Here is a 23,859-nt window from a genome sequence, read left to right as displayed (position 1 = left end):
AGCCGAACACGAGACTCCCGGCGCGCCCGTACCATCGCCCCAGCGCGCTACGGGCGAGTAACCAGGCCCGGGTAGTAATGTCAGTTCAACGAGGCTGCGAGCGCGGGGGCACTGTCGTCCAGCCACACACAGATTGAGGACTCGATGAGCGATCTCGCCAACGCGGCCGAGCGGAAGTCCGCTCGAGCGGCCAGTGGCGACCGTCCCGCCCCCACCGCTCGGCGGGGCAGCCGCCTGCCGCGTGATGAGCGACGGGGCCAGCTGCTGGTGGCAGCCAGTGAGATATTCGTCGACCGCGGCTATCACGCCGCCGGCATGGACGAGATCGCCGATCGCGCCGGTGTCAGCAAACCCGTTCTGTACCAACACTTCTCAAGCAAGCTCGAGCTGTATTTGGCGGTCCTGAACCGGCACGTCGAGAACCTGGTGTCCGGTGTGCGGCAAGCCCTGCGCACGACCACCGACAACCGGCAGCGACTGCGCGCGGCGGTACAGGCCTTCTTCGATTTCATCGAGCACGACGGCCAGGGCTACCGGCTGATCTTCGAGAACGACTACATCAGCGAGCCGCAGGTCGCGGTCCAGGTCAAGCTGGCCACCGAATCGTGCACCGACGCGGTGTTCGACCTGATCAGCCGCGATTCCGGGCTCGATCCGCACCGGGCCCGGATGATCGCGGTCGCGCTGGTTGCCATCAGCGTGGACAGCGCGCGTTACTGGCTGAACGCCGACCGCCCGGTCTCCAAGGAGGCCGCGGTCGACGGGACGGTGCATTTCGCCTGGGGCGGCTTGTCACACGTCCCGCTCACCCGCGGCTGACGACCTAGGCGTCGGCTGCTGCGGCGGCGGCCGGTCCCGAGGCGATCCCGAAGCCAACCCTGCGCGAGTCGGCGACACCGATCTCGACATAGGTGATCTTGGTGGTCTGCACCAGGAAGCGGCGTCCCTTGTCGTCGGTCAGGCTCAGCACGTCCGAACCACCCTTCGAGAACGCCGAGGTCACCAGCTCTTCGATCTCTGCGGGCGTCTGTGAGCTGCTGAACACCAGCTCACGTGGGCTGTCCGTAACGCCGATCTTGACCTCCACACTGGCCCCTTCTCTGTCATTTGCGTCGCGTGCGCGGCTACCCCAGAAGGCTAGTGGACGCCTGACTGCACGGTTGACAGCAGCCGTTCGCGGTGAGCGAATAGGGCGTCAAGCTGGGATAACAGCATGGCAACGGACAGGCGCGGCGCGTCGAAATCCGCCTTCTGCATCCATAACCTTGGCCTCGTGAGCGAGAAGAAGGGCCGACGGCGGCTGGTCCAGTGGCCCCGAGTGGCGCTGACCACCGCGGGCGTGCTGGTCGCCGCGACGGCGACGACGCTGGTCGTGCGGACCGACGACGCGGCCACCACCACGCCGGAATTCGGCGGTGCCACCCCCACCCGCACCGTGGTGGCCATCCCGGCTCCCCGGACGTCGACCCCGCCGCTTGCGCCGGTCACCGTCACGGTCCCGGGTCTGCCGGTGGAGACACCGGTCCGGGTTCCCCCGGCCACCGCCCCGGCGGCCGCACCGATGGCCCAGCCGCTGGTCGATCCAGGCGAGATCGTCTACACCGTCGCGGGTAACCAGCGACCCGACGATCCGGTGACGATCACCTACGCCGACGAGACGGGCGCATTGCGCACGTCCGAAAACGTCTCGCTGCCCTGGCGGATGACCGTCATCCCGAACGTGCCGGTCAACTATGTGACGGCCAGCAGCAACGGAAGTCAGCTCAACTGCTGGATCACCGATGCCCGCGGGATCACGGTCGCCGCCCAGACCGACAACGCGATCTCGACGACCTGCAACCGCTAAGCCAGGCCGAGCTGGCGCATCCGGTCGTGGTGCGTGCGCTGCAACCGGTCGAAGAATTCGGCCACCTGACCAAGCCCGCCCGGTCCGGCCAACACCAGGTCGACGAGTTCGTCGTGTTCGGCCAGCACGTACTGGGCCTGCGTGATCGCCTCACCGAGCAGTCGGCGCGACCACAGCGCCAACCGGCTGCGTTGCCGTCCGCTGGCGGTCACCGCGTCGCGAACCTCGGCGACGACGAACTGTGAGTGGCCGGTCTCCGACAGGACCCCACGCACCACGGCGGCCACCTCATCGGGCAGCACGTCAGCGATCTCGAGGTAGAAGTCGGCGGCTAGCGCGTCACCGACATACGTCTTGACCAGGGCCTCCAGCCAGGTGCTCGGCGTGGTCAGCCGGTGGTAGTTCTCCAGCGCCGAGGCGTGGCGCGACATCGCCGGAACGACGTCGACGCCACGGGCCTGCAACGCGTCGCGCAGCAGGTCGTAGTGGGCCATCTCGGCCGCGGCCATGCTGGCCATGTTGATCCGTCCCCGCAGGTCGGGCGCCATCCGCGCCTCGTCGGTGAGCCGGTAGAACGCCGCGACCTCGCCGTAGGCCAGTAGCGCGAACAACTCGTTGACGCCGGGGTGATCGGCGGAGATGCTCGCCGCTGACTCGGCGGCGGGTTGAGGGGCGGTCATGGCCGACACTGTAGTCGCGGCTGGGGCTGGGATCAGTCTCAGCCAGCGCGACCAGCTATGATGGGGCCTGACAATCGCCGTGAGGCGTGGTCAAGGAAATGTGCGTGCATGCAGTGGGCCCGCCTCCCTCAGTGCAGGGCCCGGCGAATCGGCATCGAATCTCTTGAAGCCGACTCCATTCCGACAGTCAGAACTCGTGCGCGCTGGAAGCACAACGAGGAACGACTACGGAAGGCACAACGCCACCAGCATGACACCACTCATAACACTTCCCCAGATCTCATTTGCCCAGCTCGGAGTCCGTGACGAGATCGTCCGGGCCCTTGCCGAAGACGGCAAGGAATTCGCCTTCGCCATCCAGGAACAGACGCTGCCGATGGCCCTGGCCGGCGACGACCTGATCGGCCAGGCCCGCACCGGTATGGGCAAGACCCTGGCCTTCGGTGTGCCGATGCTGCAGCGCATCACCACCGACAAGGAGCGCGAACTCAGCGGCATCCCGCGCGGGCTCGTGGTCGTACCGACCCGCGAGCTGTGCCTGCAGGTGCACGGCGACCTCGTCACCGCAGCGAAGTACCTGCGCGCCGACGAGTCCCGCAAGCTGACCGTCACCGCGATCTACGGCGGACGTCCCTACGAGGCGCAGATCGAAGCGCTGCAGAAGGGCGTCGACATCGTCGTCGGCACCCCCGGCCGACTGCTCGACCTCGCCCAGCAGGGTCACCTGCAGCTCGGCGGTTTGAGCATGCTGGTGCTCGACGAGGCCGACGAGATGCTCGACCTGGGCTTCCTGCCCGACATCGAGCGCATCCTCAAGCAGATCCCCGAGAAGCGGCAGGCCATGCTGTTCTCGGCGACCATGCCGGATCCGATCATCACGCTGGCCCGCACGTTCATGAACCAGCCGACCCACATCCGGGCGGAAGGCGTGCAGGGGGCGGCCACCCACGACACCACCGAGCAGTTCGTCTACCGCGCGCACGCGCTGGACAAGGTCGAGATGGTGGCCCGCATCCTGCAGGCCGAGGGCCGCGGCGCGACGATGATCTTCACCCGCACCAAGCGCACCGCGCAGAAGGTGGCCGACGAGCTCGCCGAGCGCGGGTTCAAGGTCGGCGCCGTGCACGGCGACCTCGGCCAGATCGCCAGGGAAAAGGCGCTCAAGGCGTTCCGCGCCGGTGACGTCGATGTCCTGGTCGCCACCGACGTGGCCGCCCGCGGCATCGACATCGACAACATCACCCACGTGATCAATTACCAGATCCCCGAAGACGAGCAGGCCTACGTGCACCGCATCGGCCGCACCGGCCGGGCCGGTAAGACCGGCATCGCGATCACCCTCGTCGACTGGGACGAGCTCGAGCGCTGGTCGATGATCAACCTCGCGCTCAAGCTCGACTGTGCCGATCCCGCGGAGACGTACTCCAACTCGCCGCACTTCTACGAGGAACTCGGCATCCCTGCCGAAGCCGGCGGCACGATCGGCGGCGCGCGCAAGTCGCCGCAGGGCGCCGCCAAGGCTCACAGCGGCAAGGGCCAAGACGGAACCCGGATCAGCTCCAAGGACAAGGACAAGGACTCCACCCGGGAGCGGCCCAGCCGCAACCGATCCCGCCGTCGCACGCGCGCCGGCGAGGGAGCCACCGGCCACGTCGAGACGTCGTCCGACTCCCCTGCCACCGCCTCCGGCGACAAGTCCACGGCGAGCGACGGCGGCGACGACAGCCCGGCTCGCAAGCGCCGGCGCCGGCGTCGGCCGCGCAACGCCGCCGAGGCCCCCGCAACAGCAAGCTGACGACCGCTATCGTCGCCTAGATGGTCAGACCTGAGCGCCGCACCAAGGGCGACCTCATCGCCGTGGCGACGATCGCGTTTGTCGTGATCGTCGTCGCCGCGCTGTTCTGGTGGAACAGCTCGGCGCGGGCCACGATCAGCCGGCCCGCCACCTCACCGGCACCCAATCCGATTCCGGCGCGGGTGGTTCCGGACACGCTGCACCAGCTGTGGACCGCGGCCAGCCCGCGCACGCTGAGCCCGATCGTGGTCGGCGGCACCGTGGTGACCGGCGACGGGACGACCGTCGAGGGCCGTGATCCGCAGACCGGCCAGACCCGGTGGAGCTACGCCCGTGACACCACTCTGTGCGGCGTGTCCTACGTCTACGACCTCGCCGTCGCGGTGTACCCCGACGTCCGGGGCTGCGGGCAGGTCAGCAGCATCAACGGCGGCACCGGGCGCCGCGGCCCGACCCGCACTGCCTACGCCGACCCGCAGGTGGTCCTCAGCTCCAACGGCAGCGCAGTCCTGTCGGCCGGTCCCACCCGGCTGGAACTGTGGCGCTCGGATCTGGTGCGGATGTTGTCCTACGGCGAGATCGACGCCCGGGTCAAGCCGGTCAACCAGGGCATCGGCGCCGGCTGCATTCAGATGTCGGCGGCCGCCAGCGATGAGGCGGTGTCGGTGCTGGAAGCCTGTCGGGACCAGAAGGACCTGCGCCTCACCCTGCTCAAGCCGGCGAAAGAGGAAGACGAACCCGACACCAAGAACGTGCCGCTGCCCGGTGTCGCCGGTGATTCCGAGGCCCGGGTGCTGGCCGTGTCGGGCACCACCACCGCGGTGTACCTGCCGACGCCCCAACCCCAGATCGCCGTGTACGACGACACCGGCAGCAAAATATCCAGCACGCTACTGAAAAAGCCTCCGGTACTGGCGAATCCGGCCCAGGCCGTCACCCACGCCGGCGACATGTTCACCTGGTGGACCGGCGACAGCGTGGAGGTTTTCGACGGCCGCCTGTCCTATCGCTACACGATTGAGGCAGCCGGCGCCGTGAGCCCGCTGGGTCCGGGCGCGATGATGGCCGGCCGCCTGCTCATCCCGCTGACCACCGGCATCGGGGTGTACGACCCGACCAGCGGGACCAACGAGCGCACCATCGCCGTCACCCATCCGGACGGCTCAGGACCGGTGGTCCCCACCGTCACCGATTCGAAGGTGATCGAGCAGCGCGGTGCGGCACTGGCCGCCTTCGGCACGAACCCCTAGACGTCAGGGGTGAAGGTCGGCAGCGTCTTGCCGGACTTCCAATACTTCAGCAACGAATTGGCCAAATCGCGATAAGCCGTGCCGCCCTTGCTCTTTCGACCCGCGAGCACTGACGACCCTGACGCGCTGGCCTCAGCGAAGCGCACGGTTCGCGGGATCGGCGGAGACAGCACCGGCAGGTTGTAGCGGTCGGCCACGTCGAGCAGCACGTCACGGCTGTGGGTGGTGCGCGAGTCGTACAGCGTGGGCAGCGCGCCCAGCAGCTTGAGCTTCGGGTTGGTGATCTGCTGCACGTCATCCACCGTGCGCAGGAACTGGCCAACGCCGCGGTGCGCGAGCGTCTCGCACTGCAGCGGCACGATCACCTCGTCGGCCGCGGTCAGGCCGTTGAGGGTGAGCACACCCAGCGACGGTGGACAGTCGATGAGCACCACGTCGAACTGGTCGAGCTTGTCCAGCGCGCGTTTGAGCGCATACTCCCGGCCGGCCCGCATCAGCAGCATCGCCTCCGCGCCGGCCAGGTCGATGTTGGCCGGCAGCAGGGTCATGCCCTCAGCCGTATCCACCAGGGCCGCGCTGGGCTCGACGTCGCCGAGCAGCACCTCATGTATCGACACCGCCAGCTTGTCCGGGTCGGTACCCAGCGAGAAGGTCAGACAGCCCTGGGGGTCGAGGTCGATGAGCAAGACACGCTTGCCCGCATCTACGAAGGCCGCACCCAGAGACGCGACCGTGGTTGTTTTGGCCACCCCACCTTTTTGGTTGGCAACCGCCAATACTCGGGTCACGGGGACCATCCTTGCAGGTTCTGAGCAGTTGCGTCCCGGCTGCCACGGCGCGCCTGGTCATCGGGCAGAATCAGTGAGCGTGAGCGTCGGCACGCACCGGTTGGTCCTGCTTCGGCACGGCGAAACCGAATGGTCTAGGGACCGCAAACACACCAGCACCACCGACATCGACCTCACCGAGATCGGGCGCGAGCAGGCCAAACTGGCCGCCCTCACCCTCGACCACCTCGCGCTGGACAACCCGCTGGTGATCAGCAGCCCGCGCAAGCGCGCCCTGGCCACAGCCGAGCTGGCAGGCCTGACGGTGAACGAAGTGTCCCCGCTGCTGGCCGAGTGGAACTACGGCGACTACGAGGGCCTGACCACCCACGAGATCCGTACTACGACGCCAGGCTGGCTGCTGTGGACCTACGGCTGCCCCGGTGGCGAGAGTGTCGACCAGGTCAGCATGCGCGCCGACCAGGCGGTGTCCTACGCCCTGGAGAACATGGTCGACCGCGACGTGGTGTTCGTCAGCCACGGGCATTTCTCCCGCTCGGTGGTCACCCGCTGGGTGGAACAGCCGCTGCGCGAGGGCGCGCGCTACGGCTTCGGCACGGCCTCGGTCGCGGTGGGCGGTTTCGAATACGGATTGCGGCAGCTCTCGGCGCTGGGCTTGACCAGCCACCGCGAGCCGGTCACCGGGACGTGATGGCGCAGCCGTCCTTTGTGCTGAGCGGGCCCGCCGGGACAGTCGTCGCCGAGGGGATCCAGACGGGGTACGACGACGTCGCCGCGGCCTCGGCCGCGTTGGCCGCCGGGTCGGCCGACGTGGTGGTCGGCGCTCTGCCGTTCGACATCAGGGGCAAGGCCGCGCTGCTGTCGCCGGTGTCGGTGACATTCGCCGATGCGTTGCCTGCGTGGCCGACGGAAGAGCTGCCCGCCGTTCGCATCGCGGCAACCCTGCCCTCGCCCGATGAGCACCGCGCCCGCATCCGCACCGCCCTAGACCGCCTGACCAAGCCCGAAAGTGCTTTGCAGAAGGTCGTTTTGGCGCGCGCACTGCGCCTTGTCGCCGACGGCCGGCTGGACGAGCGGGCGATCCTGCGCCGGCTGGTGGCCGACGACGCGGAGGCTTGCGCATACCTGGCCGACCTGTCCCCGGCCGGCGGCGACTACCTCGGCACCGCGCTGGTGGGCGCCAGCCCCGAATTACTCGTCGCCCGTTTCGGCGATCAGGTCAGCTGCCAGCCGTTCGCCGGGTCGGCGCCGCGGTCGGCGGACCCGGCGACCGACGCCGCCAACGGTGCCGGGCTGGCCGAGTCAGGCAAGAACCGTCACGAGCACCAGTTGGTCGTCGACACCATGCGCACCGCATTGGAGCCGCTGTGTGCCGAGCTCGACGTGGCGGATCGACCACAGCTGAGTCGCACTGCCGCGCTGTGGCACCTGTCCACCCCGATCCGCGGCCGGCTGCGCGATACCTCTGTCACCGCAATCGATCTGGCGCTTGCGTTGCATCCCACCCCGGCGGTGGGCGGCGTGCCGACGGGGGAAGCGGTCGATCTGATCGCGCAGCTGGAAGGCGACCGCGGCTTCTACGCCGGCGCGGTGGGGTGGTGTGACGCCCGCGGCGACGGCCGCTGGGTGGTGGCGATCCGCGGCGCACAGCTGTCCGCGGATCGAAGCGGGGCGCTGGCCCAAGCCGGCGGCGGTATCGTCGCCGAGTCCGATCCCGACGACGAAGTCGCGGAAACCACAACGAAATTCAGGACCATCCTGTCGGCACTGGGGGTGCAGCAATGACCGAGATCCGTCTGGCCCGTCCCGGGGACGAGGCCGAGATCGTCGCAATGATCCGCGAGCTCGCTGAATTCGAACACGCATCCGACCAGTGCACGGTGACCGAAAGCCTGCTCACCGCAGCACTTTTCGCGGAGAACCCGATCGGGTTCTGCCACATCGCCGAGATCGACGGCGAGGCCGCCGCGGTGGCCCTGTGGTTCCGCAACTTCTCCACGTGGGACGGCGTGGCCGGAATCTACTTGGAGGACCTGTTCGTTCGCGACAAGTTCCGCCGGCGCGGGCTGGCTCGTGCACTACTCGCCACCCTGGCCCGGGAATGCGTCGACAACGGCTACAGCCGCCTGACCTGGGCGGTGTTGGACTGGAACGTCAACGCGATCGCGCTCTACGACAACGTCGGCGGAAAGCCGATGTCGGAGTGGATCACCTACCGGGTGACCGGCCCGGAGCTCGGGGCGCTGGCCGCCGAAGTCTGATCGGAGATTTAGTCCTCGGCCCGTGACGCCCAGCGCACTGCCGGCGGGCTGAACAACAGCGCGAGTACCGCGATGGCCACCCCGCCGAGCGCGACCGCATAGACCGGCTGATGCCCGGCAACGATGTACCAGGCCACCGGCACCAGCAGCAGGTTGGCGAATACCGCGATGCCCCTGCCCCACCGGCGTCCGGTGATCAGCGCCCCGCCGGCGGCCAACACGGCAGCGCCCATCACGACGAACCAGCCTGCGGTGCCGTACCCGTTGACGATGTGTTGGTCGGTGCCGGAAACGGCGCGCACGACCAACACCACGGCCACGACGATTGCCACGACACCTTCGGCGGCCGCCGCGAAACCGGCGTAGCGAACCACAGGCGGGATAGCAGGTTGGGTCACCCTCGTAAGGTAACCGGTCGCACTGTGCCTATTCCGGTTCCGGTCGAGCGGCGCGCGACCAGCCCAGGGGGCTGAGCCCGCGATAGGGATCGGTTTCCCGAAGCACCAAGAGGTCGTCCAGAATCTGCTCGAGCTCTGCCTGTGTGCGCCGTTTCACGTCGTCGGCCCAGCCCGCCGCGTCGATGCCCACCGGTGTGGTGGTGTCGATGGGGGTGCCGAACCGCAGATACATCCGCTCCGGCCGGGGAATGAGCGTCGGCCCGACACCACGCAACAACGGCATCGCCATATCGTCTCGACCGCCGAATCGGCTGCTCATGGCCTGGCTGAATCGACCCCATGCGCTGTCCCGTGACGTGAGGCTGCGGTAGACGTCGTCCCCTCCGACAAGCCCGACCGGCACTATCGGATAGCCGTTCTCGACGGCGATCCGCGCGAATCCCGACCGCCCCTGCCAGCGCAGGGTGTATTCCTCGCCTTTGAATTTCGGGATCTCGCGACCGCCGCCGGGGAACACCAGGACGGTCTGGTCGTGGCGCATGAGTTCGCGCGCGGTTTCTGGTGCGCCCACGACGCCGCCGTATGCCGCCAGCAGGTCGCCGGGCAGGCCGCGCATCTGACCGAACTGACGGTCGGCCAGCGGCCGGACCCGAACCCCGATCTCTCGGCGCACCGCATAGGGAATCAGGAAGGTCTCAGCGCTGCCCATCTGAGTGTGGTTGCCCACCAACAGAAATCGGCCGTCAACGGGCAGGTTGCTCAACCCGTCAAGGTAGGGGCGCCATAGGTCGACAACCGGATGGATACCGTCCGCGACCGCTCCCAGCACGCGCTTGAGGGCACGGACCCGCGGTGGGTGATCCATGACGGCGACCGGCGCCACCTCAGCTCCGCTGCCCATTCCGAACTCCTTACCCACTACAAACGAACTAGTTCGTTCTTTATACTCTCGCTTTGTGAGAAGCACCTCAGCGCTGCGCGACGAGATCCTGACCGCCGCGCGCACCGAGTTCGCGCGCTACGGATTCGCGGGCGGGCGCATCGACCGCATCGCCTCAGCGGCCAGCGCGAGCAAGGAACGGCTTTACGCGCACTTCGGCGACAAGGAGGCGCTCTTCCGCGAGGTGCTCGCCGTCGACGTCGCCGAGTTCTTCCAGGCCGTCACGATGCGGCCCGACGCGGTCCCCGAGTTCGTCGGCGACGTCTTCGATGTCAACGTGCGCAGGCCCGAGCACCATCGGATGGTCGCGTGGGCGCATCTCGAGGGGCTCACCCTCGAAGAACCCACCGCCGATGGCCAGCCGCTGCCCGAACTAGCCATCGCCGCGATCGCGGAGGCTCAGGCCGCCGGCCATGTCGATCCGTCCTGGGATCCCCGCGATCTTCTCGTCACCCTGTTCGGCATCGCGCTGGCATGGGCGCACTGGCCCGACCCGGCGGCCGCGACCACCTCGGCGGCGATCCTGGCGCACCGGCGGGCCGCGGCGATCGAGGCGGCATCCCGCGTGGTCTCCCCCGGCCCCCGTCCTCGATGAAGAGGCGTATCAGCGCCGGAACACCACCCACCGCATAGCGCAATACATGTAGATCCCCTCGCAGGCGCCTGCTGCGATCCGGGCCAGGTGGTACTCGACACCGAGTGCGCGCAGCGCGCTGGAGACCCCGAGGATGAAGGCCAGGTAGTTGATCACGACCACGACGACGTAGACGGCCACCTGGGGCCCGACCGCGCCGTGCGACCGAAAGTTCACCACCCGATTGAGGACATAGCTCGCGGCGAAGGCACCCGCGTAAGCCACCGTCACCGCGAGCGCGAACGGCGCGTGCAACACCCCATGCAGCAGCGTGAGGGCCAACAGGTCCAGGGCGAAGGTGCCGGAGTTGATCACCACGAAGCCCAAAAAGGTCGGCGCCACAACGGAATTCAGGCCGAATGGCAGACGCGCAACGACCGCCTCGCACGCCCGGTGGAACCAGCCGACGGCGCTGACCGAACCCGGCTCCGACCCCACGATCACGTCGCGAGCATGCCACCGGCAGCTGACCCCTTAGTGATGAGCAGGCAAACACTTCGAATTCCGGTCCACCACGCGATTAGGCTCATGGCTCGTGCGTGCCGTCCTGATCGTCAACCCGAACGCGACCTCCACCACGGCAGCCGGCCGCGATCTGCTCGCCCATGCGCTGGAGAGCCGGGTGGAGCTGGCCGTCGTGCACACCGATCACCGCGGCCACGCGATCGAGATTGCCGCTGCCGCCAAGCGCGACGGCACCGACGTGATCATCGTCCACGGCGGCGACGGCACGGTGAACGAGGTGGTCAACGGGCTGATGGGGCGTCCCGGCTCGCCGCTGGCCGACACCATGCCCGCAGTAGCGGTGGTGCCCGGCGGGTCGGCGAATGTCTTCGCCAGGGCGCTTGGCATCAGCCCGGACCCGATCGCGGCCACCAATCAGCTGGTCGACCTGCTCAGCGCGCGCCGCAACGGCGCATCGTGGCGGCGCATCGGGCTGATGGACTGCGGCGAGCGCTGGGCGGTGTTCACCGCGGGGATGGGCGTGGACGGCGACGTCGTGGCGGCCGTGGAGGCTCAGCGCGCCAAGGGCCGAAAAGTAACTGCGGGCCGTTATATCCGGGTGGCGGTCCGGCAGATGCTGGCCAGCGCCCGCAAAGAACCCCTGCTGACGCTCGAGCTTCCCGGCCAAGCCCCCGTCACCGGCGTCTACTTCGCGTTCATCTCCAACTCGAGCCCGTGGACCTACGCCAACACCAAGCCGGTATGGACCAACCCGGACACCTCGTTCGATACCGCCCTCGGCATTTTCGCGGTGACCAGCATGAACGTCTGGAGAAACCTGATGCTGGTGCGACGCATGGTGTCCCAGAAACACAACATCAAGGCCAAGCACCTGATCCGCGACGACGACGTGGCCTGCGTGCGGATCACCAGCTCCGAACCAGTCGCTAGCCAGATCGACGGAGATTTTCTCGGGCTGCGCGAGGAAATGACGTTCCGGGCGGTTCCGGCGGCGTTGAGCGTTGTCGCTCCGCCTGCCACCACACCCTCTGACCTGCGATAACAGCGCTGCGCCCGCTGATTGCGGGCGCAGATGAGTTGAGTGTAGTACAAACGGGTAGAGGGTTAGTTGACCCACCCCCAGCAAGAGCCTGCAGTGACATTGCCCACGTGTTAACTGAGTCCTATTGACATCCGTCGAGGCTGTGAAACGATCGGATGCAACAGCACAGAAACATTTGTGTGCACGCGTTAACAGCCGAAGACAAAACGAGCGCGCTCAGTCGCGCACTTAGTAAGGAGTAGCGACAAATGGATTGGCGCCACAATGCGGTCTGTCGTGACGAGGATCCGGAACTGTTCTTCCCCGTCGGGAACAGCGGTCCGGCACTCGCCCAGATCGCTGACGCGAAGATCGTCTGCAACCGGTGCCCCGTGACCACGGAGTGCTTGAGCTGGGCTTTGGATTCCGGCCAGGATGCCGGTGTCTGGGGCGGCATGAGCGAGGATGAGCGCCGCGCGCTCAAGCGTCGCAATGCTCGCACCCGCGCGCGCACCAGCGTCTAGGTCCCTTTCACAGTTCGTAAGATCGCGGCCCCGGCAAATGCCAGGGGCCGCGATTTTTTGTTTCCGAATATGGTGTCCGTCACATTTGCTATTGCGGAACTCGCGCGCCCGTACGTCGCCCAAGTGGCACACGTAACACCACATCGGTCCCGCCGCCAGGAACGTCGTGCATTCCGAGTGAACCGTCGAGTTCGGCGGTGACCAGGGTCCGCACAATCTGCAGGCCGAGCCGGTCGGATTTCTCCAGGCTGAATCCGTCGGGAAGCCCGCGCCCGTCGTCGTGCACGACAACATCCAGCCATCGCGCGGAGCGCTCGGCCCTGATCGTCACGCAGCCCTGTTTGGCCGACGGCTCGAAGGCGTGCTCAATGGCGTTCTGGACCAGCTCGGTCACCACCATGACCAAGGCGGTGGCCCGGTCGGCGTCCAGCACGCCCAGCGCGCCGTCCCGGTTGATGCGGATGGGCGTGTCGACGCGGGCCACGTCGTTCATGATCGGCAGAATCCGGTCGATCACCTCGTCGAGGTTGACCTCCTCGTCCACCGACATCGACAACGCCTCATGCACCTGGGCGATCGAGGCCACCCGGCGCACCGACTCCATCAGCGCCTCGCGGGCCTCTTCGTTGCTCGTGCGGCGGGACTGAAGGCGCAGCAGCGCGGCGACGGTCTGCAGGTTGTTCTTCACCCGGTGGTGGATCTCGCGGATGGTGGCGTCCTTGGACAGCAGCGCGCGGTCGCGGCGCTTCACCTCGGTGACGTCCCGGATCAGCACCGCCGCCCCCGCAGCGGCGCCGTGGACCACCAGGGGCAGGGTGCGCATCAGCACCGCGGCACCGCCGGCGTCGACCTCCAGCCGCATGCTCGATCCGCCGGCCAGCGAGTCACGGACATGCTCGGCCAGTTCCAGGGCCTCGAACGGATCGGAGATCAGCGGCCGGGTGATCGCCACCAGGTTGTGGCCCTCGAGCTCGGCGGCCAGTCCCATTCGGTGATAGGCCGACAACGCGTTGGGGCTGGCGTAGACGACGACGCCGTCGACGTCGAGGCGGATGAAACCGTCGCCGACCCGCGGGCTCGACCGGGACAGCGCCAAATCGCCGACGTTGGGGAACGTGCCTTCGGACAGCATGTGCAGCAGGTTGCCCGCACAGTCCAGGTAGGCCCGCTCCAGCGGCGAGGACGTGCGCCGCTCGGCGAGCGCGGTCTGGTGGGTCAGAACGGCCACGACCTGGTTGCTGTATCGGACCGGGACGGCTTCGAGGTCGACGCTGGGTTCAGGCTTCGGATCGCTGTCACCGCGGCCGATCGCCCCCGAGGTGAACGCCAAGGTGACCAGGGGCAGGTCGCCCTGCGCGACGACGGTGCCGACGGCGTCCTTGAGCAGGACGGTCGGTGCGGTGTTGGGCCGGCACTGGGCGACGCAGACCAGCGCGCCGTCGTCGCGGCGCACCCACATCAGGTAGTCGGCGAACGAGAGGTCCGCCAGTAGTTGCCATTCGCCGACCACCGCATGCAGGTGGTCCACCGCGCTGCCCGGCAGCATGGTGTGCTCGGCGAGCAGGTCACCGAGGGTGGACACGAAGCTAGTCGATCACGGCAATGAGGTCGCCGGCCTGGATGACGTCACCTACTGACACGCTGACCTCGGTGATGGTGCCGCCGACTTCGGCCAGCACCGGAATCTCCATCTTCATTGACTCCAGAAGCACCAGGGTGTCGCCCGCGCCGATCTGGTCTCCCTTGCGGACCACGACCTCGAGCACACTGGCCACGATCTCAGCGCGAACATCCTCGGCCATCTTCACCCTCACTCTTGGTGCTGCTCAAACTCTTGGTGCGGCTCTATCGAACCACAACACCGGGTGGTCAGAGGTTCGATGGGGCCGTGAGACACTGTATGCAGCGTCAAATCAATGGAGGTACATCATGGCCAAGCGTGGTCGTAAGAAGCGTGACCGCAAGCACAGCAAAGCCAATCACGGCAGGCGACCCAACGCCTGAAAACAAAGAGCCCGGCAATACGCCGGGCTCTTTTCTTTTCCGTGTTTCTCTTCCGTGCTATCCGCGCCGGATGATGGTGGTTTGACTGATCTGCAGGCGCACCCGCTCCAAGAGGTGCTGGGGAGCCTTGTCCCCGCTGCACCTGGACGCGACCAGCTTCTTGATGCGCTCCTCCACCCCGTAATGCTGCAGGCAGGTCGGGCACTCTTCGAGGTGATGACGCAGGCGGTCTTTCGTCTCGGCCGTGCACTCACCGTCGAGCAGCGTCCACACTTCGGCGATCACCGCAGCGCACTCGGGATGAGCCGGGTCCACCGGACCAACCGGCGGGCGCCAGTTCTCGTCGCGGGATACGTTCTCGTCGCTCATGAGACGACCTCCTCCGGCGTGTCCTCCGTCTGGCCGCGGTTGAATCCGCGTTCCTTGGCGACGTCGGCCAGCAGGGCGCGCAGTTGGCGCCTGCCTCGGTGCAGCCGGGACATCACCGTCCCGATCGGGGTATCCATGATTTCGGCGATCTCCTTGTAGGGGAAGCCCTCGACGTCGGCGTAGTACACCGCCATCCGAAACTCCTCCGGCAATGCCTGCAGAGCTTCCTTGATCTCGGTGTCGGGCAGCAGTTCGAGTGCTTCGACCTCGGCCGAGCGCAATCCCCGTGAGGTGTGCTCGGCGTTGGCCGCCAACTGCCAGTCGGTGATCTCCTCGGTCGGATACTCAGCCGGCTGGCGCTGCTTCTTGCGGTAGCTGTTGATGTAGGTGTTCGTCAGAATCCGGTACAACCACGCCTTGAGGTTGGTGCCCTCACGGAATGACCGGAAGCCGGCGTAGGCCTTGACCATGGTTTCCTGCAGCAGGTCTTCGGCATCTGCCGGGTTGCGCGTCATGCGGAGCGCGCCGCCGTAGAGCTGGTCCAGCAGCGGGATCGCGTCGCGCTCGAAGCGCGAGGTCAACTCCGCATCGGACTCCACGCGCGGTTCGGCCTCGACTGAGCCTGAACTGTCAACGCTGTCGATATCGGTCATCGTGGGTGACACAGTCCCTTCTGCCGCGGTGCTCCAGACGAGCTCCGGCAGCGGTATCGGACGGACGAGAAATGCGGGTGCGGCTTCGGCCATCATGCAGACTGCAGCTGACACCGGACTTCTCTCCTTCCGATCCTAAGGCTGTGACCAACATCTTTTTGAAGGACGTTGCCGATCGCGGCCCCCGACGGCTGCGATTACTGTCCACAACAGGATTTCTCACCAGGCTATTTCCCACGGTTAACTGAGCCGGTGAGTCGTGCAGCAACCCCGGCCATCGCCGCGCTGGTGACGGCCGGTGCGCCCCATGAGGTGTTGCGATATCACCACGACCCGCGGGCCCAGTCGTACGGTGACGAGGCGGTCGCCGCGCTGGCGGGCGATTCTCTGGCGCCCGAGCAGATTTTCAAGACCCTGGTCATCGCGGCGGGATCGGTGCTGGCGGTCGCCGTGCTGCCGGTGCCATGGAAGTTGTCACTCAAGGCCGCCGCCGCGGCGCTGGGGTTGGCCAAGGTCACGATGGCCGATCAGGCGGCCGCCGAACGCGCCACCGGATACGTGCTGGGCGGCATCTCACCACTCGGCCAGCGCAAGCGGCTGCCGACGGTGGTCGACAGTTCGGCGCTGAGCTTCGAGCGGGTGCTGTGCAGTGCAGGTAAGCGCGGCTGGGATGTCGCGCTGGCTCCGCAGGACCTGGTGCGGCTGACGCAGGCGGTGACCGCCGATATCCGTGCGGTCTAGGGTGGCACGGGTGGCAGCTATTTTTTCCGGCAAGACCATGTTCATCTCCGGCGCCAGCCGTGGCATCGGCCTGGCCATCGCCAAACGCGTCGCGGCCGACGGCGCCAACGTCGCGCTGGTGGCCAAGACCACCGAGCCGCACCCCAAGCTTCCCGGCACCATCTATACCGCGGCCAAGGAGATCGAGGACGCCGGCGGCCAGGCCTTGCCGATCGTCGGTGACGTCCGCGACGGCGACTCGGTGGCGGCCGCGGTGGCCAAGGCCATCGAGCAGTTCCGCGGCATCGACATCTGCGTCAACAACGCCTCGGCGATCAACCTCGGCTCGATCGAAGAGGTGCCGCTGAAACGCTTCGATCTGATGAACGGCATCCAGGTCCGCGGCACCTACACCGTCTCGCAGGCCTGCATCCCACATATGAAGGGCCGGGAGAATCCGCACATCCTCACCCTCTCGCCGCCGATCCGGCTGGAGTCGCAGTGGCTCAAGCCCACTCCATACATGATGGCGAAATTCGGAATGACGTTGTGTGCGTTGGGCATTGCCGAGGAAATGCGTGATGTCGGTATCGCCTCCAACACGCTGTGGCCGCGCACGATGGTCGCCACGGCCGCGGTGCAGAACCTGTTGGGGGGCGACGAGGCGATGGCCCGCTCACGCAAGCCGGAGGTCTACTCCGACGCCGCCTACGCGGTACTGAGCAGGCCGGCTCGCGAGTACACGGGACAGACGTTGCTGTGCGAGGACGTCCTGCTGGACTCCGGTGTCACCGATCTGTCGGTCTACGACTGCATTCCAGGTTCCGAGCTGGGCGTGGACCTGTGGGTCGACACCCCCAACCCGCCCGGGTACCGCAATCCCTGACGCTTAGACCTGGACGACGGTGTTGCGCCCGGTCTCCTTGGCGCGGTACATCGCCTCGTCGGCCCGCGCCGTCGCGGTGGTGGCGTCTTCGCCGGGAACGGCAAGGGTGGCGCCAATGCTCAAGGTGGCGTGGATGATTCCGCCGGGATAGTCGATCGGTTCGGCGGCTCTATGCCGAATCGCTTCCGCGATCTTCGTGACAGCATCGAGGTCACGGACGCCCGGCAACAGCACGAGTATCTCGTCGCCACCGGTGCGACCGACCGTGTCCCCGTGGCGCACACACTCCCGGATCCGCGCCGCCAACGTGGCCAGCACAATGTCCCCGACCGCATGCCCGTACGCGTCGTTGATGCGCTTGAAACCGTCGACATCGCAAAAGAGGATGCCGATGCGCTGGCCGTCGACCTTGGGACCAGCCAGCGCGGACCCCAGGCGATCGAGTGCCTCGGCACGGTTCACCAAACCGGTGAGCATGTCGAACCGGGCCAGCTGCTCGAGACGCCGCTCGAACTCGACTTGATCGTCGACGACCCGCAGCGCCGCGATCACGCCATCGTCGTCCCCGTCGCCGTCCACGTAGGGCTTGGATCGGCAATCGACCCAGTGGAAGCCGCCGTCCGCCCGGTCGATCCGGAACCTTTCGACCGCGGGTTCGTCTGTGGCGGTTCGCTGTTCGCCGATATTCACGAAGTCCACATCGTCGGCGTGGACATGGCGGTTGAAGTCCGAGCCGATCCACGTTTCTTCGGCGTACCCGAATGTTGCTTCCACGGACGGCGAGATCCACACCACCTGCGCGCCGCGCAGGTGAACGACGGCGTCGACGGCGTTTTCCGCCAGGATGCGGTAGCGGGCCTCGGCATCCTCGCGGTCGCGGATCAGGACTGCCCTGTCGATCAGGAGTCGCTGTTCGCGTTGGCTCAGATAGAACACCCCCACACCGATGACGACGGCGCTGACCGATATGGACAGCGCCCACACCGCATCCTCACGCACGCCAACGGCCAGGAACGCCAGCCGAGAGAGCCCGACGACGATCGGCAGGGCGGCGAACATCGCGCCCATCCGAATCAGGGCCCGGCCATCGGGTCGGGCCAGCAGCCACGCCACCGGATTCCAGTCGGGCCGTGCGGCAAAGGCCGCCGCGATCAGCAGCAGCAGCGTGACGGCGGTCGCGATCCCCATACCGGTCGAGGTCCCAGCTTCAATGACCGACAGTGTCTGGAAGGTGTAGGCCGTGATCACCACGAATGGCACGGCCAGCGCCAATACCAGGCCTGCCGTCCGAGCTACCCGAGCCGGGGCACGATCTACGCGTGTCAGCGCGACCGCGAGCGCCAGCAGCAGGACGGTGCCCGCCGTCTGTGGGCTGGGACGGCCCGGCCATTGCTTCTGCAGCGCGGTGACCTCCCCGGAAAACCACCACTGATCCAAGCCGAACGCCCGGCCGGTCACGTATTCGCAGAGGATGGCCACTACGACCACTGCAGCCGCCACCGCCAGGCCGCGGCCAACCCACAGCCGCGTACGGGACGGGTGACCCGACTGCACCAGAATCGCCGTGGCCAATGCAGCCACCAACAGGGCCGTCCACGGCGTCATCTGCGGCCAGGACTCGAAGATCCTCGTCAACCGCTCGGTCCCGGTCGCCCAGCCGAGCCAATTCGACGCGGAGACGAGAAACACCACGGCCAGCGCCACCTGGCCGCCTCGAGCCACTAGCGCTTCGAGCTGCGCATCGGGCTCGGTCTTGGCCATCGGCTTCTCCCCCACCAACAGGACGTGATCCGCATTCTGCCGTACCGACGCGCAGAACCTGACCTCGAGCGTGAAGTCGAGTACCCCTACCTGCTTTAACCCTTCGGGCGAACCCCACTGTGCCTATCTGTTCGGGCGGAGCCCGCTGTGTCTAATTTCGGGGACGCACCCCGAAGCGGCGCACACCCTTCGCGGCGAAGGCCCGCATCATCGCCAGCGCAACCCGGCCCTGCCGCCTCGATGACGAGTACCAGACCAGCTCGGACTTCTGGGTGGGGATCCGCGGGGCGGTGATCGCCTGCTGGCGGCAGAACTTGATCAGCCCACTGGGCCCGCCGGCCCGGTAGCCGATACCGGAGTCCTTCCAGCCGCCCATCGGAAGCGACGGGCAGAACACGTTGGTCAGGGCGTCGTTGATGTTGACCGCGCCGCACTCCAGCCGCCGCGCCACCCGCTCACCGCGTTCGAGGTCCCCGGTCCAGACCGTGGCGGACAGTCCGTATTTAGAGTCGTTGGCCAACCGGATGGCCTCTTCCTCGTCGGCGACCTTGACCACCGGCAGCGTCGGGCCGAAGGTCTCCTCGGCGATGCAGGGCATGGCGTGGGTGACGTCGGCCAACACGGTCGGCTGGAAGAAGGTGCCGACGCCGGTGGGCTTGCCGCCGGTAAGCACCCGCGCCCCGGCGGCAACGGAGTCCTGCACGTGCCGACCGACGATATCGCGCTGGGCGGCGGTGGCCATCGCACCGGTGTCGTACTTGTAGCCCGAATCCTCTTGTCCCTGTGCAATATTGCGGACATTCTCGGTGAGCTTGCCGATGAACTCGTCGTAGACCGGAGCCTCGACGTAGACCCTCTCCACCGAGATGCACACCTGTCCGGAGTTGAACATCCCACCCCAGGCGATGCCGTTGGCTGCGCGGTCGATGTCGGCGTCGGCCAGCACGATCGCCGGGTCCTTGCCGCCGAGTTCCAGACTGCACGGGATCAGCCGTTCGGCGCAGGCCACGGCGACCTTGCGACCGGTGGCGGTCGATCCGGTGAAGTGGACGTAGTCGACGTTCTCGATCACCGCACTGCCGGTCTCGCCGTATCCGGTGGCCAACCCGAGCACCGGCGGAGCACCGACCTCGGTCCAGCCGCGCGCGAACTCGATGGCCGAAAGTGGCGTCACCTCAGACGGTTTCAGCAACACCGCCGCACCGGCGGCCAGGGCGGGCACCACGTCGAGCGCCAGCATCGCCAGTGGGAAGTTCCACGGCTCGATGATCCCGACCAGCTGGTACGGGCGGTACACGGTGGTCAGCTTCTTCATCCGGTAGACCAGGCTGTGCGGCTTGGGGTGCGCATCGGCCAGGAACACCTCGGCGTTGCCGGCCCAGTACTTGATGGAATCGGCGATCGCCACCGGCTCAAGGCTGGCATCGTTGCGCGATTTCCCCGACTCTGACATCAGCACCTCGGTGAGGTGGTCGGCGTTGTCGAGAATCCAGTCCTGCCACTTCTGCATCCAGGCCTTGCGCCCGCGTGGGCCGATCGTCTCCCACTCGGTTTGGAACAGCCGCAGCTCCCTGGCCTTGGCCGCCACCGCCTCTGGAGCGTCGATCGGCACGGTACCGGCGACGCGACCGTCGGCGGGGTTGCGCACGGTGAAGGTGGCTTGATCGGCCTTGGGCTCAACCGCGGTCATGGCGGTTCCTCTCGCTGGTCGGATCTCCCTGTGAGCCTAACCTCAGCCGAGTCGCTAGAACAGGCCAACCGGTTGGTTGTGTGGACCGGCCGGTTCGAGGAGTTCGGGCCCGTTGTTGCGGACGCTGTTCACCAGGGTCGAGATCTCTCGGACGTCGATACCGGCGATGTCCGGGGGTGCGGTCAGCAGGTCGGTATCGGCGGGCTGGTCGGGATCCAGCCAGCGGTCCCAGTGACGCTCGTCGACGATCAGCGGCATCCGGTCGTGAATCTCGGCGAGCTCCCCCACGGCGTCGGTGGTGATGATGGTGCACGTCAGCAGCGGGGAGGCCGCGTCATCGGACTTCCAGACCGACCACAAACCGGCCATGAACAGCGGCTCGTCATCGGCGCGGTGCATGTAGAACGGTGTCTTGCGGGCCTTCTTACCGGCCGGGGTGTCCGGGTTGGGTTTCCACTCGTAGTAGCCGTCCATCGGGACCAGACACCGCTTGCTCTTCGCTGACGCCCGAAAAGCCGGTGAGCTGGTGATCTTTTCGGCGCGCGCGTTGATCAGCAGGGGGCCCTTGGTCTCCGGGGTGCCGTCGGCCGTCGCCTTCACCCAGGGCGGCACCAGGCCCCAGCGCATCAACCGCACCCGTCTGCTCGGGGTGTCGTCGGGTTCGGCGTGGCGGCTGACCACGGTGGCCACCGTGGCCGTCGGGGCGACGTTGTAGTTGGGCCCCCTGGCCTCTTTGGCCGCCTCGGTGGCTTCGTCGATGGCATTGATCTTTTCGGCGAGCAGCGCCGGGTCGGTGGTCACCGCGAATCGTCCGCACATACCTCCATCGTGACGCACCGGCCGACAAGGCAGGATGTATAGCCGTGAGCACCGAGTTGTGGACGGCACCTTCGACGGCGACTGCTGTCGACGCCACCGTGACGGTGCCCGGCTCGAAATCGCAGACCAACCGCACCCTTGTGCTCGCTGCGCTGGCCGCCGCCCAGGGGCAGGGCGCCTCCACGATCAGCGGCGCGCTGCGCAGCCGCGACACCAACCTGATGATCGGCGCCCTGCAGGCACTCGGTATCGAAGTCACCGGCCCAGCCGCCGAACTGGTGGTCGGCGGGGCACTCGCGCCGGGGCCGCAGGCGCGCATCGACTGCGGGCTGGCCGGCACGGTGCTGCGGTTCGTGCCGCCACTGGCGGCACTGAGCACCGCGGTCGTCGAGTTCGACGGTGACGCGCAGGCCCGCATCCGGCCGATCGCTCCCCTGCTCGACGCGCTGCGCGGACTCGGTGTCGATATCGACGGCACCGGGTTGCCCTTCGGAGTCCACGGCCGCGGCGCGGTCGAGGGCGGCACCGTCCACATCGACGCCTCAGCCTCCTCGCAGTTCGTCTCGGGCCTGCTGCTCGCCGGCGCCGCCTTCACCCAGGGCCTGACCGTCGTACACACCGGTCCGCAGCTGCCGTCCGCACCGCATATCGCAATGACCGTGGCGATGATGCGCGAGGCCGGCGTCGACGTCGACGACACCGTGAACAACCAGTGGCGGGTGGCGCCGGGGCCGATCGCGGCCCGGCACTGGAACGTCGAGCCGGACCTGTCCAACTCGGTGCCGTTCCTGGCCGCGGCGGTGGTGACCGGCGGCGCCGTGCGCATCACGAGCTGGCCGGCGGCCAGCGTGCAACCCGCCAACGCCATTCTCGGCATCCTGACGCTGCTCGGATCGACTGTGCACCAATCCGATTCGCACCTTGAGCTGCGGGGTCCGCAATCCTACGACGGCTTTGACGTGGACCTGCACGACGTGGGCGAGCTGGCCCCGGCGGTGGCGGCGCTGGCCGCGCTGGCCGCCCCTGGCTCGGTGTCGCGCCTGTCCGGCATCGCGCATCTGCGCGGCCACGAGACCGACCGACTGGCAGCGCTGCGCACCGAAATCTCCCGCCTCGGCGGCATATGCACCGAGACCGACGACGGCCTGGTGATCACCGCGACCCCCCTGCATGCCGGCACCTGGCATTCCTACGCCGATCACCGGATGGCGATGGCCGGGGCGATTGTCGGGCTGCGGGTACCCGGCGTCACGGTCGAGGACATCGCCACCACCGCCAAGACGCTGCCGGACTTCGCGCAGCTGTGGACCGAGATGGTGGGCCGCGGTTGAGCCCTCGCGAGTACGACGAGTCCGACGCCAAGATGAGGTCGGGCCGTGGCTCGCGGCCCCGTACCAAGACCCGTCCCGAGCACGCCGACGCGGTGTCGGCCATGGTGGTCACCGTCGACCGCGGCCGGTGGGGCTGCGTTCTGGGGGGTGATCCCGACCGGCTCGTCACCGCGATGCGCGCCCGCGAACTGGGCCGTACCCCGATCGTCGTCGGCGATCACGTCGACGTGGTCGGTGACCTATCCGGGCGGCCCGACAGCCTCGCTCGGATAGTGCGCCGCGGTGAACGTCGAACAGTGTTGCGCCGCACCGCCGATGACACCGACCCCACCGAGCGAGTGATCGTCGCCAACGCCGACCAGTTACTCATGGTGATCGCCCTGGTCGACCCGCCGCCGCGCACCGGGCTGGTGGACCGGGCGTTGATCGCGGCGTACGCCGGCGGGATCCGACCGATTCTGTGTCTGACGAAGACCGACCTGGCACCGGCCGGACCGTTCGCCGAGCAGTTCGCCGATCTGGAGCTGACCGTGATCACCGCGGGCCGCGGCGACCAGATCGACGAGGTGGAGCAGCTACTGACCGGGAAGATCACCGTCCTGCTCGGCCACTCCGGCGTCGGCAAATCCACATTGGTGAATCGCCTTGTGCCCCAAGCACACCGCGCGACCGGCGAGGTGTCGGGCGTCGGTAAGGGCAAGCACACGTCGACGCAGTCGGTCGCGCTGCCACTGCCGGGTGGCGGCTGGGCTATCGACACCCCTGGCATCCGATCGTTCGGCCTGGCCCACATCGAGCCCGACGAGGTGCTGCGCTCGTTTTCGGATCTGGCTGAGGTAATCGAAGACTGCCCCCGCGGATGCGGCCACTTGGGACCGCCGGCCGACCCGGAATGCGCGCTCGACGCGCTGACCGGCGAGCCCGCGCGGCGCGTCGCCGCCGCCCGGCGGCTGCTGTCCGCGTTGTCAGATGGCGCAGCGTATTGATAATTGTTTGCAAGACCAATCGAGAGGGCACGCCGCAG

The 23,859-nt window shown here is 67.5% G+C and carries 28 protein-coding genes; 15 read left to right on the top strand and 13 right to left on the bottom strand.

From position 1 onward, the window contains the following. Positions 1-144: 144 nt before the first annotated feature. Positions 145-819, top strand: a complete 675-nt coding sequence (locus SLQ31_RS08135; protein WP_319431298.1) for a TetR/AcrR family transcriptional regulator — start codon at positions 145-147, stop codon at positions 817-819. 4 nt (positions 820-823) lie between these two features. Here the strand turns inward: SLQ31_RS08135 and SLQ31_RS08130 are convergent, their stop codons facing one another. Continuing rightward, complete coding sequence (locus SLQ31_RS08130) at positions 824-1,087, bottom strand: DUF3107 domain-containing protein (RefSeq protein WP_319431296.1); 264 nt, start codon at positions 1,085-1,087, stop codon at positions 824-826. Between the two features lie 186 nt (positions 1,088-1,273). Between SLQ31_RS08130 and SLQ31_RS08125 the strand changes: the two genes are divergently transcribed. Continuing rightward, positions 1,274-1,846: an MmpS family transport accessory protein gene (locus tag SLQ31_RS08125; protein ID WP_319431294.1), complete on the top strand. Its 573-nt coding sequence runs from the start codon at positions 1,274-1,276 to the stop codon at positions 1,844-1,846. Here the strand turns inward: SLQ31_RS08125 and SLQ31_RS08120 are convergent. Then, positions 1,843-2,526 carry a ferritin-like fold-containing protein gene (locus SLQ31_RS08120; protein WP_319431292.1) on the bottom strand — a complete coding sequence of 228 codons (684 nt, stop codon included), beginning with the start codon at positions 2,524-2,526 and terminating at the stop codon, positions 1,843-1,845. The two genes, SLQ31_RS08125 and SLQ31_RS08120, sit on opposite strands and share 4 nt — an antisense overlap. A gap of 250 nt (positions 2,527-2,776) precedes the next feature. Between SLQ31_RS08120 and SLQ31_RS08115 the strand changes: the two genes are divergently transcribed. Both SLQ31_RS08115 and SLQ31_RS08110 read left to right on the top strand, forming a co-directional pair. Continuing rightward, the gene (locus SLQ31_RS08115) at positions 2,777-4,321 is read left to right on the top strand and encodes a DEAD/DEAH box helicase (protein ID WP_319431290.1); all 1,545 of its coding nucleotides are present in this window, start codon (positions 2,777-2,779) and stop codon (positions 4,319-4,321) included. A 20-nt stretch (positions 4,322-4,341) separates the two neighbouring features. Next, complete coding sequence (locus SLQ31_RS08110) at positions 4,342-5,571, top strand: hypothetical protein (RefSeq protein WP_319431288.1); 1,230 nt, start codon at positions 4,342-4,344, stop codon at positions 5,569-5,571. Here the strand turns inward: SLQ31_RS08110 and SLQ31_RS08105 are convergent. Further along, positions 5,568-6,368, bottom strand: coding sequence for an AAA family ATPase (locus SLQ31_RS08105; RefSeq protein WP_319431286.1), 801 nt, complete (start codon positions 6,366-6,368; stop codon positions 5,568-5,570). The genes SLQ31_RS08110 and SLQ31_RS08105 overlap by 4 nt on opposite strands. 70 nt (positions 6,369-6,438) lie before the next feature. Between SLQ31_RS08105 and SLQ31_RS08100 the strand changes: the two genes are divergently transcribed. The 3 genes from SLQ31_RS08100 to SLQ31_RS08090 are packed head-to-tail and all read left to right on the top strand — an operon-like array spanning position 6,439 to position 8,620. Then, positions 6,439-7,050: an acid phosphatase gene (locus tag SLQ31_RS08100; RefSeq protein WP_319431284.1), complete on the top strand. Its 612-nt coding sequence runs from the start codon at positions 6,439-6,441 to the stop codon at positions 7,048-7,050. Continuing rightward, positions 7,047-8,144 (top strand): isochorismate synthase, encoded by a 1,098-nt coding sequence (locus tag SLQ31_RS08095; RefSeq protein WP_319431282.1) that lies wholly within the window; start codon positions 7,047-7,049, stop codon positions 8,142-8,144. The genes SLQ31_RS08100 and SLQ31_RS08095 overlap by 4 nt, the downstream gene beginning before the upstream one ends. After that, on the top strand, positions 8,141-8,620 hold the full coding sequence (locus SLQ31_RS08090) for a GNAT family N-acetyltransferase (protein WP_319431281.1): 480 nt from the start codon (positions 8,141-8,143) through the stop codon (positions 8,618-8,620). The genes SLQ31_RS08095 and SLQ31_RS08090 overlap by 4 nt, the downstream gene beginning before the upstream one ends. 8 nt (positions 8,621-8,628) lie before the next feature. Here the strand turns inward: SLQ31_RS08090 and SLQ31_RS08085 are convergent, their stop codons facing one another. Beyond that, the gene (locus SLQ31_RS08085; RefSeq protein WP_319431279.1) at positions 8,629-9,018 is read right to left on the bottom strand and encodes a hypothetical protein; all 390 of its coding nucleotides are present in this window, start codon (positions 9,016-9,018) and stop codon (positions 8,629-8,631) included. Positions 9,019-9,046: 28 nt separating this feature from the next. Beyond that, entirely contained in the window at positions 9,047-9,919 is an 873-nt protein-coding gene (locus SLQ31_RS08080) for a lysophospholipid acyltransferase family protein (protein WP_413641533.1), read from the bottom strand. 55 nt (positions 9,920-9,974) lie between these two features. Between SLQ31_RS08080 and SLQ31_RS08075 the strand changes: the two genes are divergently transcribed. Further along, a complete protein-coding gene (locus tag SLQ31_RS08075; protein ID WP_319431277.1) occupies positions 9,975-10,553 on the top strand; it encodes a TetR family transcriptional regulator in 579 nt (192 codons plus the stop codon). A gap of 9 nt (positions 10,554-10,562) precedes the next feature. Here the strand turns inward: SLQ31_RS08075 and SLQ31_RS08070 are convergent, their stop codons facing one another. Next, complete coding sequence (locus SLQ31_RS08070) at positions 10,563-11,036, bottom strand: GtrA family protein (RefSeq protein ID WP_319431275.1); 474 nt, start codon at positions 11,034-11,036, stop codon at positions 10,563-10,565. A gap of 91 nt (positions 11,037-11,127) precedes the next feature. Here SLQ31_RS08070 and SLQ31_RS08065 point away from each other — a divergent pair, with 91 nt between their 5' ends. Both SLQ31_RS08065 and SLQ31_RS08060 read left to right on the top strand, forming a co-directional pair. Next, positions 11,128-12,099 carry a diacylglycerol kinase family lipid kinase gene (locus tag SLQ31_RS08065; protein ID WP_319431273.1) on the top strand — a complete coding sequence of 324 codons (972 nt, stop codon included), beginning with the start codon at positions 11,128-11,130 and terminating at the stop codon, positions 12,097-12,099. Between the two features lie 248 nt (positions 12,100-12,347). Next, the gene (locus SLQ31_RS08060; protein WP_319431271.1) at positions 12,348-12,602 is read left to right on the top strand and encodes a WhiB family transcriptional regulator; all 255 of its coding nucleotides are present in this window, start codon (positions 12,348-12,350) and stop codon (positions 12,600-12,602) included. A gap of 88 nt (positions 12,603-12,690) precedes the next feature. Here SLQ31_RS08060 and SLQ31_RS08055 read toward each other — a convergent pair whose 3' ends face one another. Further along, the gene (locus SLQ31_RS08055) at positions 12,691-14,184 is read right to left on the bottom strand and encodes a sensor histidine kinase (protein ID WP_319431269.1); all 1,494 of its coding nucleotides are present in this window, start codon (positions 14,182-14,184) and stop codon (positions 12,691-12,693) included. Positions 14,185-14,188: 4 nt separating this feature from the next. Continuing rightward, positions 14,189-14,404, bottom strand: a complete 216-nt coding sequence (locus SLQ31_RS08050; protein WP_319431267.1) for a biotin/lipoyl-binding carrier protein — start codon at positions 14,402-14,404, stop codon at positions 14,189-14,191. A 127-nt stretch (positions 14,405-14,531) separates the two neighbouring features. On the opposite strand from SLQ31_RS08050, the gene SLQ31_RS29470 reads away from it, so the two are divergent. Next, positions 14,532-14,606 (top strand): 50S ribosomal protein bL37, encoded by a 75-nt coding sequence (locus tag SLQ31_RS29470; protein ID WP_085976028.1) that lies wholly within the window; start codon positions 14,532-14,534, stop codon positions 14,604-14,606. Positions 14,607-14,663: 57 nt separating this feature from the next. Here the strand turns inward: SLQ31_RS29470 and rsrA are convergent, their stop codons facing one another. Continuing rightward, a complete protein-coding gene (rsrA, locus tag SLQ31_RS08045) occupies positions 14,664-14,975 on the bottom strand; it encodes a mycothiol system anti-sigma-R factor (protein WP_319431265.1) in 312 nt (103 codons plus the stop codon). Further along, positions 14,972-15,628, bottom strand: a complete 657-nt coding sequence (locus tag SLQ31_RS08040) for a sigma-70 family RNA polymerase sigma factor (RefSeq protein ID WP_319432949.1) — start codon at positions 15,626-15,628, stop codon at positions 14,972-14,974. Before SLQ31_RS08040 ends, rsrA begins: the two co-directional genes overlap by 4 nt. 252 nt (positions 15,629-15,880) lie before the next feature. Between SLQ31_RS08040 and SLQ31_RS08035 the strand changes: the two genes are divergently transcribed. Both SLQ31_RS08035 and SLQ31_RS08030 read left to right on the top strand, forming a co-directional pair. Then, positions 15,881-16,369, top strand: a complete 489-nt coding sequence (locus SLQ31_RS08035) for an aminoacyl-tRNA deacylase (RefSeq protein WP_319431263.1) — start codon at positions 15,881-15,883, stop codon at positions 16,367-16,369. A 19-nt stretch (positions 16,370-16,388) separates the two neighbouring features. Further along, positions 16,389-17,234, top strand: a complete 846-nt coding sequence (locus SLQ31_RS08030) for an NAD(P)-dependent oxidoreductase (protein WP_319432947.1) — start codon at positions 16,389-16,391, stop codon at positions 17,232-17,234. A 3-nt stretch (positions 17,235-17,237) separates the two neighbouring features. On the opposite strand, the gene SLQ31_RS08025 is transcribed toward SLQ31_RS08030, so the two are convergent. The 3 genes from SLQ31_RS08025 to SLQ31_RS08015 all read right to left on the bottom strand — a co-directional run bounded on the left by SLQ31_RS08025 (position 17,238) and on the right by SLQ31_RS08015 (position 21,504). Continuing rightward, the gene (locus SLQ31_RS08025) at positions 17,238-18,995 is read right to left on the bottom strand and encodes a sensor domain-containing diguanylate cyclase (RefSeq protein WP_319431261.1); all 1,758 of its coding nucleotides are present in this window, start codon (positions 18,993-18,995) and stop codon (positions 17,238-17,240) included. Positions 18,996-19,146: 151 nt separating this feature from the next. Then, positions 19,147-20,685: an aldehyde dehydrogenase family protein gene (locus tag SLQ31_RS08020; RefSeq protein ID WP_319431259.1), complete on the bottom strand. Its 1,539-nt coding sequence runs from the start codon at positions 20,683-20,685 to the stop codon at positions 19,147-19,149. Positions 20,686-20,739: 54 nt separating this feature from the next. Further along, the gene (locus SLQ31_RS08015; RefSeq protein ID WP_319431257.1) at positions 20,740-21,504 is read right to left on the bottom strand and encodes an SOS response-associated peptidase; all 765 of its coding nucleotides are present in this window, start codon (positions 21,502-21,504) and stop codon (positions 20,740-20,742) included. Positions 21,505-21,548: 44 nt separating this feature from the next. Between SLQ31_RS08015 and aroA the strand changes: the two genes are divergently transcribed. Both aroA and rsgA read left to right on the top strand, forming a co-directional pair. Then, positions 21,549-22,835: a 3-phosphoshikimate 1-carboxyvinyltransferase gene (gene aroA / locus SLQ31_RS08010; protein WP_319431255.1), complete on the top strand. Its 1,287-nt coding sequence runs from the start codon at positions 21,549-21,551 to the stop codon at positions 22,833-22,835. Next, on the top strand, positions 22,832-23,821 hold the full coding sequence (gene rsgA, locus SLQ31_RS08005) for a ribosome small subunit-dependent GTPase A (RefSeq protein ID WP_319431253.1): 990 nt from the start codon (positions 22,832-22,834) through the stop codon (positions 23,819-23,821). The genes aroA and rsgA overlap by 4 nt, the downstream gene beginning before the upstream one ends. The last annotated feature ends 38 nt before the right edge of the window (positions 23,822-23,859 follow it).

Source organism: Mycobacterium sp. RTGN5 (assembly GCF_033804465.1).
Lineage (GTDB): Bacteria > Actinomycetota > Actinomycetes > Mycobacteriales > Mycobacteriaceae > Mycobacterium.
This window is presented reverse-complemented; position numbering and strand designations above follow the sequence as displayed.